The sequence below is a fragment of the Salipiger sp. 1_MG-2023 genome (assembly GCF_030547555.1).
GTDB lineage: Bacteria > Pseudomonadota > Alphaproteobacteria > Rhodobacterales > Rhodobacteraceae > Salipiger.
This window is the reverse complement of sequence record NZ_JAUOQN010000070.1, coordinates 1-19,450: the sequence shown is the minus strand read 5'-3', so window position 1 is coordinate 19,450 and position 19,450 is coordinate 1. Positions and strand designations below refer to the sequence as shown.

12 protein-coding genes are annotated in these 19,450 nt (G+C 59.5%); 9 read left to right on the top strand and 3 right to left on the bottom strand.

Annotated elements, in window-relative coordinates; all coding sequences use genetic code 11:
* The first annotated feature begins 1,044 nt into the window (after positions 1-1,044).
* Positions 1,045-2,706 carry a hypothetical protein gene (locus Q4543_RS21385; RefSeq protein ID WP_303441677.1) on the top strand — a complete coding sequence of 554 codons (1,662 nt, stop codon included), beginning with the start codon at positions 1,045-1,047 and terminating at the stop codon, positions 2,704-2,706.
* A gap of 62 nt (positions 2,707-2,768) precedes the next feature.
* On the opposite strand, the gene Q4543_RS21380 is transcribed toward Q4543_RS21385, so the two are convergent.
* Positions 2,769-3,458, bottom strand: coding sequence for a DNA-binding protein (locus Q4543_RS21380; RefSeq protein WP_303441676.1), 690 nt, complete (start codon positions 3,456-3,458; stop codon positions 2,769-2,771).
* Positions 3,459-3,974: 516 nt separating this feature from the next.
* Between Q4543_RS21380 and Q4543_RS21375 the strand changes: the two genes are divergently transcribed.
* From Q4543_RS21375 to Q4543_RS21350, 6 genes are all read left to right on the top strand, one after another.
* Positions 3,975-5,495 (top strand): class I SAM-dependent DNA methyltransferase, encoded by a 1,521-nt coding sequence (locus tag Q4543_RS21375; RefSeq protein WP_303441673.1) that lies wholly within the window; start codon positions 3,975-3,977, stop codon positions 5,493-5,495.
* Positions 5,492-6,817, top strand: a complete 1,326-nt coding sequence (locus tag Q4543_RS21370) for a restriction endonuclease subunit S (protein ID WP_303441671.1) — start codon at positions 5,492-5,494, stop codon at positions 6,815-6,817. The genes Q4543_RS21375 and Q4543_RS21370 overlap by 4 nt, the downstream gene beginning before the upstream one ends.
* The gene (locus Q4543_RS21365; RefSeq protein ID WP_303441669.1) at positions 6,814-7,242 is read left to right on the top strand and encodes a hypothetical protein; all 429 of its coding nucleotides are present in this window, start codon (positions 6,814-6,816) and stop codon (positions 7,240-7,242) included. The genes Q4543_RS21370 and Q4543_RS21365 overlap by 4 nt, the downstream gene beginning before the upstream one ends.
* Positions 7,242-8,393, top strand: coding sequence for a DUF4268 domain-containing protein (locus Q4543_RS21360; RefSeq protein WP_303441667.1), 1,152 nt, complete (start codon positions 7,242-7,244; stop codon positions 8,391-8,393). Before Q4543_RS21365 ends, Q4543_RS21360 begins: the two co-directional genes overlap by 1 nt.
* Positions 8,393-11,485, top strand: a complete 3,093-nt coding sequence (locus tag Q4543_RS21355; protein WP_303441665.1) for a type I restriction endonuclease subunit R — start codon at positions 8,393-8,395, stop codon at positions 11,483-11,485. The genes Q4543_RS21360 and Q4543_RS21355 overlap by 1 nt, the downstream gene beginning before the upstream one ends.
* A gap of 357 nt (positions 11,486-11,842) precedes the next feature.
* Complete coding sequence (locus Q4543_RS21350; RefSeq protein WP_303441664.1) at positions 11,843-12,622, top strand: hypothetical protein; 780 nt, start codon at positions 11,843-11,845, stop codon at positions 12,620-12,622.
* A gap of 83 nt (positions 12,623-12,705) precedes the next feature.
* Here the strand turns inward: Q4543_RS21350 and Q4543_RS21345 are convergent, their stop codons facing one another.
* The gene (locus tag Q4543_RS21345; protein WP_303441662.1) at positions 12,706-13,860 is read right to left on the bottom strand and encodes a tyrosine-type recombinase/integrase; all 1,155 of its coding nucleotides are present in this window, start codon (positions 13,858-13,860) and stop codon (positions 12,706-12,708) included.
* Positions 13,861-14,112: 252 nt separating this feature from the next.
* Here Q4543_RS21345 and dusA point away from each other — a divergent pair, with 252 nt between their 5' ends.
* Both dusA and Q4543_RS21335 read left to right on the top strand, forming a co-directional pair.
* Positions 14,113-15,135 (top strand): tRNA dihydrouridine(20/20a) synthase DusA, encoded by a 1,023-nt coding sequence (dusA, locus tag Q4543_RS21340; protein WP_303441660.1) that lies wholly within the window; start codon positions 14,113-14,115, stop codon positions 15,133-15,135.
* 57 nt (positions 15,136-15,192) lie between these two features.
* Positions 15,193-16,014: a sulfite exporter TauE/SafE family protein gene (locus Q4543_RS21335; RefSeq protein WP_303441658.1), complete on the top strand. Its 822-nt coding sequence runs from the start codon at positions 15,193-15,195 to the stop codon at positions 16,012-16,014.
* Between the two features lie 37 nt (positions 16,015-16,051).
* Here the strand turns inward: Q4543_RS21335 and Q4543_RS21330 are convergent, their stop codons facing one another.
* Positions 16,052-19,117 carry a valine--tRNA ligase gene (locus Q4543_RS21330; RefSeq protein ID WP_303441656.1) on the bottom strand — a complete coding sequence of 1,022 codons (3,066 nt, stop codon included), beginning with the start codon at positions 19,115-19,117 and terminating at the stop codon, positions 16,052-16,054.
* Positions 19,118-19,450: the final 333 nt, after the last annotated feature.

Genomic DNA, 19,450 nt, shown 5'->3' with positions numbered 1-19,450 from the left:
CACACCCGGCCGCGCGCTGCGCTACGCCGGGGGCTCCGCGCGCGGCCTCCTACACCAAGCGTTGGGACACTACCCCGTGGCGCTGGAGGAAGCTTCGCGTAAGGCGGGCCGCTGTATCGAGGGGCACGCCCATGTAGGTGTTGATGATAAAATCATAATTTCCCATTCTTGGGCTCCGCAGCATCCGCGAACGGCGGAATGCCGTCCTGAACATCCGGTGCTGGTCAAACCTCGCCGCGCAGGAGATTGCGGTGAGGTTGATCATCGCTGAAGGGGCAGCGATGATCTCGAATTGCCATGCGCGGGTGTTCCGATCCGCTTCTTTGCATGGCATCCAACTTGCGCGCAGCAATAGCTCCCGTGGCTTTCGAAGCCGGCCTCGCGGCATAAGACCGGCTTCCAAAACCGCGGTGCCAGCAGGCGGCATTGCACCCAAGCCAAGGGTGGACTGAAATAGGTTTTGCATGTCTTGGCAGAAACCTTCCTGCAGGGCGTGACGAAAACCCTACCGTGCCGCGTTTGAGTCTGTGAACGACCATAGTGGATCAGCCCCCGTTTTCTCCGGCTGCCGGCCTACGGTATTCATCTGCGCACCTCTATTTTGTCGGGTCTCACGCAGAGGGTCCGACAAAATAGAAGTGCGACAGCGCACTAAATCCGACCGTTCCAGCATAGTCGGGCCAATGTTCATGGCGCAGTGGGAGAGGTCCAGGAGAGGCGCCCCTCTCTTGGCCGCGCGGGGCGCGAGCAGGATGGGGTGCCGGGGAAGGAGTGCGGAACGACCTTCCCTGGCCCGTCGGAGACGCCAGGGGTGCCGGGGAGTGGCGAACGACGCCCGGCCGCTCTCCGCGCAGGAGGCCCCGCGGCGAGCGGCCCTCGGAGAGCCGGCAGTGTGTATGTAGCGCGCGAAGCGCCGCGCAATACACATAGTCGGTCCCTATGTGTACCGATTGATGATGGATTCTTTGCCAAATCAATTCTGGGAACGAAGTTCGTCTCCCTAATTCCGCTTCACCTGATCGGGATCTGACAGGAGGTGAAGCAATGGTCATGGAAGGCTATCAGTTCGGTCACATTGAGATGTGGTCCAACAAAGGAACGAAAGGAGAGGGGCCTGAGCCGCATGCGCGACGAAAGAATGGCCAACGTAGATGGACGGCGCAAGAGATCCTTGATGAGGCAGAGCGAATAGCGTGCGCTTCGGCACATGTCATTTCCGGTCGGCCAGGGCCACAGATCCTTCCGCGCGCGGTCTCAACATTTCAGGACATGCGAAAGATGCAAGAGGCGGCATCGCAGATGAAAGAGCCCTACATCAAGCGCGTAAAAGGGAAGCAGCCGGTCGAGATGAAGAGAAAGCTCCGCAAGGATGCTGCCACGCTCTATGCGAGCGTCTTTTCACTGCCTGTTTTGACTGAGGATGCATTGTCGGACGCCGATCTAAAACGACAAGCCGTAGATCTTTTGGAACAGGCTTTGGAGTGGGAGTGCAATCGCATTGGCAAAGCGGGCGGGGTAGTGCTCGCTGGTGTGGTTCACTGGGATGAGGAGCACCTACATCTGCATGTATTCGCAACTGATCCAGTCAGGGGGCGTGTGGATCACCTCCATCCTGGGCGGGTTGCAAAAGACGCCGTGAACAGATCCGGCGAAATGAAGTCGAAGGAACTCGGCAAGAAAGCCAATATCGCCTATTGCGATGCCATGAGGGAGTGGCAGGACAAACTCCATGAAGAGGTGTTTGCTCCGGCGGGCCTGATGCGTATCGGCCCGGGGCGCGATCGATGGAGCCGAAGGGAATATGGCCGCGCCAAGGCGCTCGCCAGAGATATCGCGGCCCGTGAGGATCAGCTTGTCGACTTCAATGCTTGGGAAGGTGCGCAAGAAGAACGCCAGGCGAGGTTGGAGAGCCGCGAGAAAGCCGTTGAGCGCCGCGATGCGGACATCCTGCATCGAGAGGCTGAAGCGACCGAGAGAACGCTCAGAGCGGAAGCTGCTGAAGCGGACGCAATCGCACTCCGCCGCGCACTTGATCGAGGATGCAGGGCCATTGCAAACCGCGAGCTCGACTATCGAGCGCCTACGGAAGACAGGGGGGAGGGATTGGAGTTCGGCCCAGGCGCACCGAAGTCGAAGATACAGCGCAAAACGCTTATGGACGTTGTTCGCCCTGCCTACGGCTTCGTGGTGGATCTTGCCAAGAAAGCCTTCAACATCCGCAGTTGGCAAACGCGACTGGCAAAAGAGAAAGCTCAGAACCAGAAAGCCGCCAAAGTGATCGCTGAAGAACGAGAACGAGCCGGTCAGCTGGTTCCAGAGCCGTTGTCGAAGATCATACAAGGCGTAGCATTGCCGCTCGACCGGGGCGCGTTCCCTGGCGCGATGTTCGTTGATCATGGTTGCGACACCGGTGAACTGCAGAAACGGCTTGACGAAATGTCGAACGTTTCTCTGCGCCGTACTTGGGTTGCCTCGTGGCAGTCGATAAAAATATGCGATGAAAGGCCAGACCTCGCACAGGATCTCGAGCGCGGGGTCGCCGCTTTAGAATTCGCAGCGCAGCAACGCGGCTATGACCTTGAATCAGGTAAACATGACCCCGATGCGGCTGGGGACCCCGACCGGGCACGCCTTCATCTCGACTCCGAACCCGCCCCGATCCGAGTTATCAGGAAGGATCGGCAACGCGTGCGTAGGCGGGGATAAGATTGGGCGCATCCAAACTGGCGGAATGCCAAACTGGATGCGCCAAGGTTGCTATATATGAGTCACTCCGCAGCAATCGGATCAGTGGCCTCGGGATTCTTGCCTGCAGATTTTTTGCGGGAGAACATGTCCAGCTGCGTGTCGTCAGGCGTAGCTTTGGTCTTGTCGGCTGATACGGCCGACGACGCCCCGGATTCCTCATCTGCGGTCTTTTCAGCGCTATCGGCTGCTTTCAGCTCCGCGATACGTGCCTCAACATATTTTTCGCGCTCCGCCAGTTGCCCCCTCAAGCTGGCGATTTCGAACTTTGCCTGCAAGAGCTCGGCTTCCACGGCAGCGAGATGTTTCGCTGTTTCATCTGCGCGCAATTCCGCCGCGTCTCGTTCGTCTTCGACGAGACCGCAATTCGCCAGGGCTTCGTCCGTCTCGGCTTTCAGGCGATCAACCTCCATGGCGTGGCCATGACGCTCCGCGGCAGCAAGCTCATCGGCAAGGCGCCAGGTGAGGTCCCACATCGCGTTTGCGGCATCGCTGAAATCCTCGGGCATGGGAGGGGCGGCCCTTGCGACCTCTTCCTTGGCTTCGATCTCCGCTTTCACCATTTTAACAATTGGGCCAATGTCGCGGAATGATCCGCCGTCGAGCGCCTTGCGGACCGTTTCATTGGTGACTGGGCTGCCCGCTTGCATGAGCTTGCTTATCGCCGCCCGAATCCGCGCTTCGAGTTTGCTGTTGTGCTTTGTGTCGGCCATGTCCGGCTCCTGTTTTTGGTATTGGTAAGCGCCGGTAATACCGTTACCTCGCGCTACCACCCCGACGGGGTAGTGAAAAGGACGTGGTGCTTTTTCAGATAGGTAAAAAACGTCGAAATGAAAAAAGACGGCCCGAAGACCGTCTTTTTTACATATCCCTCAGGGGGGACCATTACATACAGGTACTCGATCAGTTTCGATCGTCTCCTAACCCCTCATGGGGGAAGATCACATATAGGAACCCTGTCCAAGCAGAGCATATCCTAACCCCTCAAGGGGAATGATCAGGGGGACCGGTACTTCAAGCGATGACATCTGAGGTCCGATCACCCCTTGCAATTCATATGGGGCTGACGGCGTCCGGGGAAAAAGAAAAAAGACGCAGGGGTGCAAAAAAATCTTCGATCCTGATCGCGCATGCCCGACACAAGGGAATTGATCCCGCGTCGATTTCGTCTGATAACTCTGTTGAGAAATACAACCGGCTGGCGAACCAACGCCGGAGAGGGACGACAGATGGCTATCGAAAAGACGTTGTTCGCAGCTGCGGACAAGATGCGCGGTTCCATGGACCCGGGCGAATACAAGCATGTGGCGTTGGGGCTGCTCTTCCTCCGCTACATCGGTGTTGCCTTCCAGCGCAAGTATGACGCGCTTCTGCCCGAAGGCCTGGATGTGGCCGAGGATGTCGATGAATACCTTGCAGAGGGTATCTTCTGGGTGCCCGAGGCCGCGCGCTGGAGCACGCTGGCCGCGAACGCCAAGGACAAAGGTATCGGGGTCAAGGTCGACAACGCCATGCGCGCGATAGAGGCCGACAATGAACAGCTGAAAGGCGCGCTGCCCAAGGTATTCGGACGCGAGGCGCTGGACCCGGCCATCGTCACCGGCCTGATCGATCTCTTCTCGAATATCGAGTTCGACGGAACGCCCAAAGATTTCGACCTGATCGGCCGCATTTACGAGTACTTCATCTCGGAATTCGCCAGCAACGAGGGCAAGCGGGGCGGCGATTTCCACACGCCCAAACCCGTTGTCGAACTGATCGTCGACATGATCGAACCGATGAAGGGGCGGCTCTATGAGCCGTGCTGCGGATCGGGGTCGTTCATGGTGCAGTCAGAACGTTTCCTCGAAAACCATGCCGGGCGCCGCGCCGATCTTGCCGTCTACGGGCAGGAGCGGAACCACACGACCTATGGTCTCGCACGCATGAATCTCGCCATTCGCGGTCTCATGGCGAACATTCAGTGGAACGCGGAAGGAACGCTGCTGCGCGATGCCTTCCCGGATGAGAAGTTCGACTTCGTCATGGCCAACCCGCCCTTCAACATCTCGGACTGGTCGGGCGACATCCTGGCCGAAGACCGGCGCTGGACATTCGGCACGCCCCCGGTCGGCAACGCCAACTTTGCCTGGATGCAGCATATCTATGACAAGCTGGGCAGCACCGGCATCGCCGGCGTGGTGATGGCCAATGGCTCCATGTCGTCGATGTCGAGCGGTGAAGGCGACATTCGCCGCGCCATGGTCGAAGGCGGGGCGGTTGACGCTATGGTCGCATTGCCGGGGCAGCTTTTCTATGGCACGCAGATCCCGGCCTGCATCTGGATCCTGGCAAAGGACAAGTCGAACGGCATTGCAAAAGACGCCAAGCTGCGCGACCGGCGCGGCGAGGTTCTGTTCATCGACGCTCGCAAGATGGGCGCGCTGGTGCCTGGGTCGCGCAAGCAGAAGGAGCTGTCGCGCGACGAGATCGCGCGCATCGCCACCGCCTATCACGCCTGGCGAGGAGAGCCGAACGCGGGCGCCTATGCCGACGAGCCGGGCTTCTGCAAGGCGGCCTCCTTGGAGGAGATCGCAAAGCACAACTACGTCCTGACCCCGGGACGGTATGTCGGCGCCAGCGCGGCTGAGGATGATGGCGAACCCTTCGAGGAGAAATTCGACCGGCTGACAGCGGAATTGCGCGCCCAATTTGCCGAGGGGCGCCGGTTGGAGAACGAGATCGAGGCGCGGCTGGGGACCTTGAGATGAGCGATGAGGTGACCTTATCGCGGCTCATCGACGAAGGTGCCTTGAGCCTACAAACCGGCCCGTTCGGTTCGCAACTGCATTCATACGATTATCAGGATGAAGGCGTTCCTGTGATCCCGACCGAAGGGATCCAAGAAGGCCGAATTGACCATTCGGTGCTCCCGAAGATCACCCGCAAAAAGGCAGAGGAACTTCGACGGCATCGCATGCAAGCAGATGATATCCTTTTCGCGCGCCGCGGCGCGCAAGCAACCGGGCGCACGGCAAGGATACGTTCGTCAGAAGAAGGCTTCATCTGCGGCACCGGTGCAATCCGAGCGCGGGTAGAAAACTGCGATGCGATCGACCCGAAATTTCTCGCGTGGTATCTTGCGACACCCTCAACTGTTTCATGGATCAGGGAACAGGCAATCGGGGCAACCATGCCCAATCTTAACAAGTCGATCATAGGGCGCATCGCGTTACCTTCTATTCCTGTTTCTGAACAGAAAAGAATTGCGCGCCTGCTGAATGCCCTCGACGACAAAATCGAGCTGAACCGCCGGATGAGCGCGACATTGGAGGCGATGGCGCGGGCGCTCTATCGGTCTTGGTTCGTGGATTTCGACCCCGTCCACGCCCGCGCCCTCGGCCAGCCTCCCGCCCACATGGACGCCACCACCGCCGCCCTCTTCCCCGACAGCTTCGGCCCAGACGGCCTGCCGAAGGGTTGGGAGATGTCCACCATAGGGGAGGTGGCCGAGACGGTCGGCGGCGCAACCCCGAAGACCAAAGAACCGGCCTTCTGGGATGGCCCGCACCGTTGGGCGACGCCTCGGGACTTATCGAGACTCGGCCAGCCCGTCCTGTTCGAGACGGACAGGACCCTGACCGATGCCGGGCTCGCCAAGATATCCTCCGGGCTCTCCCCGGCGGGAACCGTCCTTTTGTCGTCGCGTGCTCCCATCGGATACGTCGCCATCGCGCAGAACCCGGTCGCGGTGAACCAAGGCTTCATCGCTCTACGCGAAACCGACCGGATCTCCTCGGTCGAAGCGTATTTCTGGGTCCAGTCCAACATGGATGCGATCTTGGCGAACGCGAACGGATCGACCTTCCAGGAGATCTCGAAGAAGAATTTCAGGCCACTACCATGCGTGGTCGCGCCAGACCCGGTCCGGAACGCATTCCGCGAACTCGCCGGGACATGGTTCGATAGGGTCGCGGGCCTCTGCGCGGAGAACGCAAACCTCGCCACCCTCCGTGACACCCTTCTTCCCCGTCTCATGTCCGGCGAACTCCGCATCCGCGAGGCTCAGACACAGGTCGAGGCGATGGTATGAGCAGAGGTTCATTTGAACCGGAATGCCGAGAGGAACTCCAAGATGCAGCTTTCATGATCCATGGGATGCTGGAGTACTGCAAGAGTGGCGCAGAGATAGTAGCCGTCGGATCAATCCTACATTTTTTGGAAGAGTTCGACGAGAAGGCAAGTTCGCAATCTGAAGCCGCAATAGCAATTATTGGACAACATGATGAGTTCGAACATTTAGTGCGGGAAGTTTCTCTACAAATAGTAGGTGACGCTATTTGCTTTGGAAGCGGCGAAAATTTTGCCCCCGGCCCATCCCTTACGGACGATACGCTGGGGTATGATCGCTTTTGGCTATATCGCGGAGATACGCCGAACAATCATCTACTTTATGATTGGGTCTCGTACGCCCAGCTCGTTCTTGAGAAAGTGATTTCCATCGAAGGTGCCATGTAGTGTTTCAAATTGACCGTTCCGCCAACCGCCTGCGCAAGCTTGAACGCACAAGTTTTTCCGAAGTGGGGTTCCGAGAACGGGAACACCTACAAGAATGGCTCGCCTCGATGCCGGACGCGCTCTGCGAGGCGATGAGCGAGGGCGAGGAGGGGCTGCTGATCATTCAGAAGGAGTTCGACGGGTTCGACGGCACCCGCGAACGGCTCGATCTGCTGGCATTGGACGAGAGAGGGCAGCTCGTCATCATTGAGAATAAGTTGGACGATTCCGGCCGCGATGTCGTTTGGCAAGCGCTGAAATACGCCGCCTACTGCTCCAGTCTGAAGAAGGCTGAAATCGTCGGGATCTTTCAGCAATATCTCGACCGGCAAGGCGGCGGCGATGCGGCCGGGTTGATTTGCGAGTTCCTGGGAGAGGACACGCTGGACGAGGTCGTCCTCAACGACGGAACCAACCAGCGCGTCGTCTTTATCGCCGCGAATTTCCGGCGGGAGGTGACGGCGACGGTGCTCTGGCTGCGCGAGCACCAGATCGACGCGCGCTGCATCAAGGTCGTGCCCTATAAGTTCGGTGACGAGATGTTCATCGACCTTCAGCAGGTGATCCCGACACCCGAGGCGGCCGATTACATGATCCGCATGGCTGAGAAGGACAGTGAGGAGAAGTCGGCCAAGGGAGCGAAAGGTAGAAGTGAATCTCTGAATGCAGACTTCTGGGGGGAGGTGCTCGCGGGTATGAATGAAGCGGGATTGGACAGGTGGCTCAACATCACCCCATCGAAGAAACACTGGCTGGACTCCCGAACTGGGATAGGCGGCTGCTATATTCGACTGATTTTCGTCAAGAGTGAAATTCGCGTTCAGTTTGAGTTGGGACGCGATAGTTCCGATGACAACAAATGGCTCTTCGACCAACTCATCGAAAATAGAGCTCTGTATGAAGAGAAATTTGACAAGGAACTTGAATGGCGCCGGTTGGACGACAAAAAGGTCAGCATGATTGCTTGTAAGAGGTCGACACAGAGCCAGAGCAAAGAGAATTGGCCTGAGATGATCGCTTGGCTGGTCGACCACTACCGGAAGATGGATGAGACCTTCTCCGAGCCTGTGTGGGGTCTGGCGGCGCGCATGAAGCCCGGTGGGGGTTTCTGATGGCTTGGAACTCCGAATCCGACCTGGAAGACGTGATGATGGAAAGGCTCGCGGGGCTCGGCTATGTCGCCGATTCCGGCGCAGAGATTTCGCCCGAGAAGCGTGATCCCGAGCGCCGTAGCTTCCACGAAGCAGTTCTGCGGAAGATCTTTGAGAAAGCTGTGCGGCGCTTGAACCCTGATTTACCTGATGGTGCGGTGCAGGAGGTAATGACCCGTGTCACTGACGAGGTCTTTGCCGGGGATCTTATGGCGGAGAACCGTAGGCTCCACGGGCTTATGATCGGAGGCGTTCCAATCACCTATTCAAGCCAAGGTGAAGAACGCCACGAACGCGCGCGTCTGATTGATTGGGAGGATGAGGACAACGCCTGGCACGTTTTCAATCAGGTTGACATGGTGGGACGAACCTCGCGGATCCCGGATATTGTGATTTACCTGAATGGCCTTCCCCTCGTCGTGGTGGAGCTGAAAGGCACTGAAGGTGCGGGCATAGAGGCGGCCTTCAATCAAATAGAGACCTATAAGGCCGATATACCGAATCTGTTCAGAACCACGGTGTTCTCGGTGATCTCCGACGGTCTGAACGCGCGATATGGAACGCTTTCAGCTGGGTTCGGCCGTTTCATGCGTTGGCGGACGGTCGATGGCGAGACCATCCTGTCTGAGCGCGAGGGGCTCGCGCTGAACACGCTGACGGAGGGTTTGCTAAACCGATCGGCACTGCTCGATATGCTGCGCTGGTTCACGGTGTTCGAAGACGAAGGCAAAGGCCCGATCAAGAAAGCGGCTGGGTATCATCAATTTCATGCTGTGCGAAAAGCAATGGCTTCGATCCTCAGTGCGCGGGGTGAAGATGGCAAAGGCGGCGTGATCTGGCACACGCAAGGCTCGGGGAAATCGCTTTTGATGACATTTCTTGCCGGGCGGGCCATGCACCTGGCGGAACTTGAGAACCCAACGGTTCTGGTCCTGACCGACCGCAACGATCTTGATAACCAGTTATTTGCTACCTTCGGGCGGTGCAAGGATTTGCTCGGTGAGACACCGGTCCAGGCCGATAGCATAGAGGAATTGAAGGCGCTGCTGGATCGACAAGTCGGGGGCATCGTGTTCTCGACGATCCAGAAATTCCGGCCGGGGCGCGGCGAGGGCTTCCCGGAACTCACCGACCGCTCAAACGTCATCGTGATGGTCGATGAGGCCCACCGAACGCAATATGGCTTCGAGGCCAAGATGGACCAGAAGACTGGAGCACTCCGCCACGGTCTTGCACATCACTTGCGCACGGCCCTGCCGAATGCGGTGTATGTGGCTTTTACCGGCACTCCGGTTGAACTGGTCGGAGCAAACACGCGATCCGTTTTTGGCGACTATATCGACGTCTATGACATCGCACAGGCCGTCGAAGACGGCGCGACCGTGCCGATCTACTACGAAGGGCGTGTTGCCCGGGTCGAGATCGCAGAGGATATCCGCGAGAGCCTTGACGAAGAGTTTGAGGAAGCGACGGAGACCTTGGCGGAGGACGAGGCAGGGGCCGCCGCCAAGAAATGGTCGCAGATCGAAAAGCTGGTTGGCGCTGGTCCACGCCTGGATGCGGTTGTCGCTGACATCCTCGCGCATTTTGATGCACGTCTCGAAGCGATTGATGGTAAGGCCATGATTGTCTGCATGAGCCGTCGGATTTGCGTCGAGGTCTACGAACGCATCATTGCCGTGCGACCCGACTGGCATTCTGAAACCGATGAGACCGGAGCCGTGAAGGTTGTGATGACCGGCAATGCCACCGATCCACAGAACTTTCAGCCGCACATTCGCAGCAAGACGAAGCTTGAGGCCCTCAGGAAAAGATACAAGGACACGAGCGATCCTTTGAAGCTGGTGATCGTCCGCGACATGTGGCTGACAGGCTTTGATGCGCCCTGTATGCACACACTATACGTGGATAAGCCAATGAAGGGGCATGGGTTGATGCAGGCGATTGCGCGGGTGAACCGGGTATTCGCCGGAAAGCCCGCGGGTCTCGTAGTCGACTACATCGGTCTCGCCGCAGATTTGAAAAAGGCGCTTTCGCATTACTCGCAGGGGGATCAAGCTCAGACGGGCGTTGATGAACGCGAAGCGGTCGCCACATTCCTGAGTGCGCTGGACGTTGCGCGCGGATTGTTTCATGGTTTCGATTATAGTCGCGTTCTTGGCGGCACAGCGGCAGACCGCATCGAAATACTTCCGGCGGCCGCGGATCATGTTTTGCGGCAGGCGCGCGACGTCGGGCAGGAGAACCACAAAGATTTTGGCAAGCGTTTTCTGGATGCCGTCGCTGCGCTTGCGAAGGCCTTTAAGTTGGCTGCCGGGTCACCAGAAGCCAAGGCGCTGGCAGAAGAAGTGGCGTTTTTCTTGGCTGTTAGGTCTGCCTTGCAGAAACTCGATGTGAAAGGTGGAGGTGGGCGGAACTCCTCACCGGACTTTGCGATTGAGCAACTTCTGAACCGGGCTGTCGCATCGACTGAGATCGTGGACATCCTTGTAGCCTGTGGATTTGACCGTCCAGATATCAGCGTTCTGTCGGAAGAGTTCCTTCTTGAGATGCAGCACATGCAGCACAAGAACCTCGCGGTGGAAGCGCTTAAGAAACTTCTCAACGGTGAGATCAAGGCCCGGACGCGCGCCAATATCGTCCAGAACCAAAAGTTTTCTGAACGGCTGACTGATGCGATTACGCGCTATCACAACCGTAGCGTCGATGCATTGCAAGTGATCCAAGAGCTCATCGATATGGCCAAGGAACTCAGCGCGGAACCCAATGACGATATGTCCGAGGCGGAGAGAAGCTTCTATGACGCGCTCGCGCAGAACAACAGCGCCGTGGAGGTCATGGATAACGGCCAACTCAAGGTCATCGCGGCCGAGCTTGTGAGGTCCGTCCGGGAGAATTCCGGCGTGGATTGGTGGCAGCGTGACGATGTGCGCGCGAAAATGCGTGTATCTGTGAAGCGGATACTCAGGCGCTTCGGCTACCCGCCAGACCTGCAGGCTGAGGCTGTGAAATTGGTCATCAAACAGGCTGAGGCGCTGGCACGCAGCTTTTAGGCAGGTCAAACCGCTCAAAACGAGGAAATGCGGACTTCCTCTTCCGAGAGGTTCTATATTAGCTTCTGCGTTTCTCCAGGTTCTCGAAGAGAAAAGGCATTGCAGGTCAGCGCCTTATGACGTGCGTCATGGATGTTTCGCGGCGCCCGGTGATAGAATTCTGGCAGTTTATGCCAAATTCGCGGCTGGGCCGGGCTGTCGAATGGATAATGCGGCCAGAGTTTCCCGCAATAGAGCAAGGTTTACGGAAACGAAGTCCGCTTTCGCGTGAAAAGACATCAGTTTTTTGGTGAGATTTTCATTTTTTGCGGGAACCGATTGGAACCATTTCCTCTCCATCAAACATAGGAGAGACTGATGTCCAAACCAAGCGAATTCCTCTGTACTGAACGATGCATCCAGCATATCGAAGATGCCAATCTATCGCTCTATGCGTTGCGTCTTGTCCATGGCTGCCATTTCTTGGTCGATCAAACACCTGGCCTTTCAATGCAGAATATGGCGCTGCACGCAGATCGGCACTACACCGTGCGTTGCCAAACATTATTAGAAGCGACCGGTACACCTAACGCGAATGACTTCGACATGATCAGGGAAGGGATCAAAGGGCTTCAAAATGGTAAAGTTCTCAGTCATCTGACCCTCCATGAAAGCGGGCGAAAGCTAACGTTCCATTTTCAGAAAAACTACGCGACGAATGCTAATCGCGCGAAATCTGAAAAATTTGCTATGGTGGATGTCGACGAAGTTAGAACCCTTCGGACACGTGAGCAGATCATGTTTTATACGCGCTGTGCGATGGTCCTGAAGAGCCAGTTTCCCATGTTCTGGCTTCCCTGGAAACCAAGCGAAGAGAAACGGTGGGTCGAGGCAAAGAAACCTTGGATGGCTGCCGCGCGACGGATCGGAGAAAGGCTGGGGTTGGACTGTATTTTGGTTCCAGAAGTCTGCGTTGAGACAGACGAAGTCACCCGCGTGAAAGTCAAGTTGGTGAAGAAGGTTTCGCAGTGGTCGCCAGGCAAACTGTTCCCGCGTGATGGTCAGGGCGTGGTTGTTGTGATCGATGGCAAGAGTGCCACACTTTCCCGGTCAGAATTACGCAGGCGTAGAGACTGGCGCAGGCCAGACCGGCCATAGGGCGCCGTCCTGCCGCTGCGCGCTTCTCATGTGGAGCGAATATAAGGGCATCGGGGTTCACCCGGTGCCCTTCTCTCTGCTTTTCACAGCGGCGCGAACAGAACCGGCCACCATTTCCAGTCTGCGTATTTGTCACCGACCTGTTCAACGTGGATATAGCGCGACAGGCTGCCGTCTGGGGAATGACCCGTGTATCTCATGATGATGTCTCGGCTGCCTCCACCAAGGCCAGTCTCGAAAAAGCGCGAGATCGCTTCATGGCGAAGATCATGGAAATGGAGGTCAACGATCCCAACGATTTTACACGCATCCGTAAACAGCCGGCTGACTGCATCAGCGTTATAGGGGAAGACGCGATCACGGTCGCGGGGCATTGAGAGAATGATCTTCAGGCCTTCCTCAGTCACCCATGTCGTAACATTATTCCCCTGGGTCCGTCGCGGATGCTTCATATTGCGGATCTGAATCCGTGCTCGTGTTTCATCGACATCCACCCAGGGTAGGCTGCAAAGCGCTTTCTGACGGTGGGCAAGCGTGATCGCCGCTCCAATGATCTTGTGCATTGGGACGCACCGGCTGTTGGCCTGATACCGCGCATAAAAGTAGGTCAATAGTCGGTCGAGTTCCTCAAGTGACGGCCGCCTTGTGCGCCTATCAGAGCGCGCGACCATGTCTTGATGCCTGAGCGACAGAATAGCTGTTTCGAATGCTTGAATCGGCATGGTGATATTGCTGATGGGGCCCCCATAAAGCACCACCGTTCGCAGCGTTGCCATGTAGCTGTTCACCGTTTGCGGCAGCCTTGGCTTCAGAGTATAGTGTTCTGGGGAGTCCTCTCGGGGGTCAGCTGGGCGCGCCTGCACCCCCTTCAGAAGATCCTGCGCCAGTGTAAAGAATACGTGGTCGTCAGTGTCTTCGACCGCAATCTTACCGAAGTCCAGCCGTTGAAGATACGCAAGGTTCGCGGTCTTGGTTTTACCGAACCCCTTTGGGGACGCGTCTGAGTAGTCTTGGATCACGTCAGCCCAGGTTTTGCGATGACGATCCGCGATTGCGCGTTCAACCGCATTCTTACCCTTCAGATCACGCTCGGCATTGCGCATCCATCGCTTGGCTGCCTGATGGCTCGGAAAGGTTTCGCTCAGTGTCAGGACGACCTTCCCCCCTTTCTTTTTGCGGATGACCGCAGTGTAGCTGAGCGACCCGTCTTTTTTCTTGCGCTGCATGATGGTACCCATTCGGGTCTCCTTTCGTTTCTTCATTGCTGATGTTGAGGAGGTCGATCCATCGCGCTGGGGCCGAACGGGTCTTTGCCCAGGGTTCTCTATCTCGATATGCAGGCGCGGGCCGCGGTCCCGCCCTCACCGAAAACAGGCGGGATGTCGTCGGGGTCGAAGAGCGGTGCAACAATTTGCCTTTGGTGCAACATTTTGTTGCACCACCCCAGAAAATGGGGGCAAAAGGCCCTGAAATAGAGGAAGATCGAACGGATGTCAGAGCTGCCGACGCCAAGAAAACAAGGGAAATCGGACGTAGCCCGCGCCGCGCGTCTTTCGGTTGCACCCATGATGGACTGGACAGACCGCCATTGCCGCTATCTGCACCGGCTGCTCAGCGCGCACACCCTGCTCTATACCGAGATGGTGACCGCTCCGGCGCTGGTGCGCGGTGGGGCGCTGCGCCTGCTCGACTTTTCGCCGCAAGAGCATCCGGTGGCGCTTCAGCTGGGCGGATCGGACCCGCTTGAGCTGGCGCAGGCGGCGCGGTTCGGGGCCGAGGCGGGCTATGATCAGGTTGATCTCAACTGCGGCTGCCCGTCCGACCGCGTGCAATCGGGAACCTTTGGCGCCATTCTCATGCGCTCGCCGGAGCTGGTCGCCGATTGCGTCGCCGCGATGCGCGCGGCGGTCGATATCGAGGTGACCGTCAAATGCCGCATCGGCGTCGATGATCAGGAGCCGCGCGAGGTGCTGCCGGCGTTTCTCGATGCGGTGCGCGGGGCGGGGTGCCGGCGGGTGGTGATTCACGCCCGAAAGGCATGGCTGAAGGGCCTCAGCCCGAAAGAGAACCGCGATGTGCCGCCGCTCGACTACGATCTTGTCGTCGCGATGAAGCAGGCGTTTCCTGATTTGCACCTGTCGATCAACGGCGGCATCGACAGCCTCGATGCCGCCGAGGCACTGTTGGCGCGGGGGCTCGATGGGGTGATGATCGGGCGGGCGGCCTATCATCAGCCGTGGGACATTCTTGCCGCCGCCGATGCGCGGATCTTCGGCGCTGAAAGGGCAGCGATCCCACCCGAAGACATCGTGCGCCAGATGCTGCCCTATATCGAATCCCACCTCGCGCAGGGGGGCCGGTTGCATCAGGTGACGCGGCACATGATGGGGCTGTTTGCCGGGCGTCCCGGCGCGCGCGGCTGGCGGCGCCTGCTGTCCGAAGAGGCAACCCGCGATGGGGCTGGGCCAGAGGTGGTGGAGCGCGCGCTTGAACGGGTGCCCGCCATCGCCTGAGCCTTGCAGCCAGCGGGGCAGGGGTCTAAGCGGCGCTGAACCTACGCGGAGACCCCGATGCCAGACCTTGCCACCCTTGTGCCCCTCGTGGGGCTTCTTGTCGTCAGTTCGGCCTTTGCAGGGCTGATCGCCGGGCTGCTGGGGGTTGGCGGCGGCATCGTGCTGGTGCCGGCCTTTCTGTTCACCTTCGAAACGCTGGGCTTTGCCTCGCCCGAACTGATGCAGATTTGCCTTGCGACGTCGCTGGCGACCATCATCATCACCTCGATGCGCTCGGTTGCGGCGCATCACCGCAAGGGCGCGGTGGATTGGGACATTCTGAAACGCTGGGCGCCGGGCATCGCCCTTGGTGCCATCGTCGGCGTGCTGACCGTGTCGCAGCTGGAGGCGGCGTTTCTCAAGGCGATGTTCGGCGTCATCGCCATCTTCATCGGGCTGTATTTCGCCTTTGGCAAACGCGACTGGCGGCTGGCGGCGCAGATGCCGGGGGCAGGGCTGCGCGAGATGCTCGCCGCCACCATTGGCTTCCTGTCGGTGCTGATGGGCATTGGCGGTGGCAGCTTTGCGGTGCCGCTGATGACGCTGTGCTCGGTGCCGATGCGGCGGGCGGTGGCGACAGCGGCGGGCTTTGGCCTGTCGATCGCGTTGCCCTCGGCGGTGGCGTTTTTCTTCGTGACCATCCCCGAGACCGAGCGCCCGCCGCTGATGCTGGGCTCGGTCAACCTCGGGGCCTTTGTCATCGGCATTTCGATGACATTGATCACCGCACCTATCGGGGCAAGGCTGGCGCATTCGGTCGAGGAAAAGACCCTGCGCCGGGTGTTTGCGGTGTTCATCCTTGCGGTGGCGCTGAACATGCTGCGCAAGTCGTTCTTCTGATGTGAAAACGCCGCCCCGGGGGGGGGCGGCGTTTCAGTCAGCCGATCTCGGCGAGGCGGGCGAGCGCGTCCTTGAGCTGCGCCTCTTCCTCTTCGCGGGCGCGCAGGTTCTCCTGCGTTTCCTCGACAACCTCGGGCGGGGCGCTTTGTGCGAACTTGGGGTTCTTGAGCCGCCCGCGCAGGCCGCCCAGTTCCTTGCCAAGCTTGGTCAGCGCCTTTTCCAGCCGGGCCTTTTCCTCGGCCACGTCGATGATATCGGCCAGCGGCAGACCAAAGGTCGACCCGCCCACCGGAACGCTGATGCAGCCCTTGGGGAAGGCATCGACCGGGCTGAGGCTTTCCAGCCGCGCCAGTCGCTTGATCAGCGCCTCGTTGCGATCCCATGCGGCCTGCCCGGCGGCGTCCAGATCTGTCACCAGCACCGGCACATACAGGCCCACCGGCACATGCATCTGCGCCCGCGCCGAGCGTACGCCGTCGATCAGGGCGATGGCCCATGTCATTTCTGCGTCGGCATCCGCATCGAGCAGATCGGCGGAGGTGTAGGTCGGCCAGTCGCCATGCACCAGCATCTTGGAGCGCTGCCCAAGCGTGGCCCACAGCTCTTCGGTGATGAAGGGCATGATGGGATGCAGCAGGATCAGGCACTGGTCGATGACCCAGGACATGGTGGCCTGCGTTTCGGCCTTGGCGTTGTCGTCCTCACCCTGAAGCAGGGGCTTGGAGAATTCCACGTACCAGTCGCAGACCACGCCCCAGACAAAGGCATAAAGCGCCTGCGCCGCGTCATTGAACCGGTAATCGGCCAGCGCTGCGTCGACGGCTTCGCGCACCTTGGCGGTTTCGCCGAGGATCCACTTGTTCACGGTGGCCGAGGGCTGCGGCACGCCGCCGCCAAGGCCCACTGCGCCGTTCATCTCGGCAAAGCGGGCGGCATTCCACAGCTTGGTGCCAAAGTTGCGATAGCCCGCGATGCGCTGCATATCGAGCTTGAGCACACCGCCCAGCGAGGCCATCGCCGCATTGGTAAAGCGCAGCGCATCGGCACCGTATTCGTCGATGATATCGAGCGGGTCGACCACGTTGCCAAGCGATTTGGACATTTTCTTGCCCTTGGCGTCGCGCACAAGCCCATGCAGGTAGACATCATGGAACGGGATTTCATCCACCACGGCGAGCTGCATCATCATCATCCGCGCCACCCAGAAGAACAGGATGTCCTGCCCGGTCACCAGAACGCTGGTGGGGAAATATTTCTCCAGCTCCGCCGTCTGCTCGGGCCAGCCAAGCGTGCCGATGGGCCAGAGCCCCGAGCTGAACCAAGTGTCCAGCACGTCGGGGTCGCGGAAGAACGGGATCGCCTGCGCGCGGCGGCGCTGATCGACGCCGGTATAATCGGTGCCCTGCGAGAGCAGATCGGCGAGCATGTCTTCGGCGGCGGCGGCATCTTCGACCAGCAGGAAATCGGCGTCCTCGCCAAAGAAGTCGTGCATCTGCGCCAGCGCATCCGCCTCGCTCGATGCGCAGAACGAGCGCCATTCGCCGCCCAGACCCGGAGTGTGCCAGACCGGGATCTGGTGGCCCCACCACAGCTGGCGCGAGATGCACCACGGCTCGATGTTCTCCAGCCAGTGGTAGTAGGTCTTTTCGCCGCTTTCCGGCAGGATCCGGACCTTGCCGGATTTCACGGCATCCAGCGCCGGGCCAACGATCTTGGCGGTATCGACGAACCACTGATCGGTCAGCATCGGCTCGATGACCACCTTGGAGCGATCGCCGAAGGGCTGCATGATCAGCTTGGCCTCGACCAGCGGAACCTGTTCGGCCTCGCGGGTCTCGCCGCCTTCTTCCGGGGCCAGCGGCGCCTTGGCGGGCTTGCCAAGGCGCGGATCGGTGGCATCAGTCATCACCGCCAGATTTTCGGCGGTGATCTCGGCGACCACGGCGGCGCGCGCCTCGGCCCGATCGAGCCCGCGCAGGTGATCGGGAACAAGGTTCAGCGCGTCGGCTTCGGCCTCGCTCAGGGTCAGATCGCCGGCGGCGACCTTCTGCGCGATCTCGGCACATTCGGCATAGGGCTTGCCATCGGCGCGCAGCGCGCCCCGGGTGTCGAGCAGGCGGTACATCGGGATGCCGCCGCGCTTGGCGACCTGATAGTCGTTGAAATCATGCGCGCCGGTGATCTTGACCGCGCCCGAGCCAAAGCTGGGGTCGGGGTATTCATCGGTGATGATCGGGATCAGGCGGCGATGCTCTTTCGGCCCCACCGGGATTTCGCACAGCGTGCCGACGATCGCGGCATAGCGCTCATCGGACGGATGCACCGCAACCGCACCATCGCCAAGCATGGTTTCCGGGCGGGTGGTGGCGATCGAGATGTAATCGCGCTCTTCGCGGAAGAGGACGGTGCCGTCTTCGTCCTTCTCGACGTATTCATAGGTCGCGCCGCCCGCCAGCGGGTATTTGAAATGCCACATGTGGCCGGCAACTTCGATGTTCTCGACCTCAAGATCGGAAATCGCGGTTTCGAAATGCGGGTCCCAGTTCACCAGCCGCTTGCCGCGGTAGATGAGCCCCTTGTTGTACATCTCGACAAAGACCTTGATCACCGCGTCGTGGAAATTGCCCTCTTCGCCGGCAGGGGCGCCTGTCGCGCCGCTCATGGTGAAGGCGTTGCGCGACCAGTCACAGGACGCGCCCAGCCGTTTGAGCTGGTTGATGATCGTGTCGCCCGATTCCTGTTTCCAGTCCCAGACCTTGGCAAGGAACGCCTCGCGGCCCAGTTCGCGCCGGGACGGCTGATTTTCCTGTGCCAGCTTGCGCTCGACCACCATCTGCGTGGCGATGCCCGCGTGGTCCTGCCCCGGTTGCCAGAGCGTGTCGAAACCGCGCATCCGGTGCCAGCGGATCAGGATATCCTGAAGCGTGTTGTTGAACGCATGCCCCATGTGCAGCGAGCCGGTCACGTTTGGTGGCGGGATCATGATGCTGAAACTCTCGTCGCGCGACGCGTTGGCGCCCGCCTTGAAAGCTCCTCCCTGTTCCCACGCCTCGTAGATCCGCGCCTCGGCGGCGGCTGCATCGAATGTCTTTTCCATCGCCATGGGTCGTCTTCCCGTGCCTGCACCTGGTGTCCCGCCTCCTCTACGCCAAGGCGGCGTCAGAGGGAAGGCCGCAGACCCCAGGTCGCGGTTTGTGCTGGTGGCCGATGGTCCGGGATGCCTGTCCTGCCATGTAGGGCGATGCAGAAAAGCAAACGGCGGCGCCCAGGGAGGAGGAGAGGACGCCGCCGTTCTATCGAATACCCCAGGGAGGAGGAGAGGGGCTTCGAGCACGTTGGGCCGTTGAGGCCCGATGTTAGGTTGCGGCGGTTCCTAGGGAGGAGGAGGGGAACCGCCGCGCTATCGAAGGCCCCAGGGAGGAGGAGAGGGGGCTCC

Coding starts and splice junctions, on each gene's coding strand:
- Q4543_RS21345 (WP_303441662.1), bottom strand. CDS start 13,860: ATGGGTACCATCATGCAGCGCAAGAAAAAAGACGGGTCGCTCAGCTAC.
- dusA (WP_303441660.1), top strand. CDS start 14,113: ATGTCAGAGCTGCCGACGCCAAGAAAACAAGGGAAATCGGACGTAGCC.
- Q4543_RS21330 (WP_303441656.1), bottom strand. CDS start 19,117: ATGGCGATGGAAAAGACATTCGATGCAGCCGCCGCCGAGGCGCGGATC.
- Q4543_RS21350 (WP_303441664.1), top strand. CDS start 11,843: ATGTCCAAACCAAGCGAATTCCTCTGTACTGAACGATGCATCCAGCAT.
- Q4543_RS21385 (WP_303441677.1), top strand. CDS start 1,045: ATGGTCATGGAAGGCTATCAGTTCGGTCACATTGAGATGTGGTCCAAC.
- Q4543_RS21375 (WP_303441673.1), top strand. CDS start 3,975: ATGGCTATCGAAAAGACGTTGTTCGCAGCTGCGGACAAGATGCGCGGT.
- Q4543_RS21365 (WP_303441669.1), top strand. CDS start 6,814: ATGAGCAGAGGTTCATTTGAACCGGAATGCCGAGAGGAACTCCAAGAT.
- Q4543_RS21370 (WP_303441671.1), top strand. CDS start 5,492: ATGAGCGATGAGGTGACCTTATCGCGGCTCATCGACGAAGGTGCCTTG.
- Q4543_RS21380 (WP_303441676.1), bottom strand. CDS start 3,458: ATGGCCGACACAAAGCACAACAGCAAACTCGAAGCGCGGATTCGGGCG.
- Q4543_RS21335 (WP_303441658.1), top strand. CDS start 15,193: ATGCCAGACCTTGCCACCCTTGTGCCCCTCGTGGGGCTTCTTGTCGTC.
- Q4543_RS21355 (WP_303441665.1), top strand. CDS start 8,393: ATGGCTTGGAACTCCGAATCCGACCTGGAAGACGTGATGATGGAAAGG.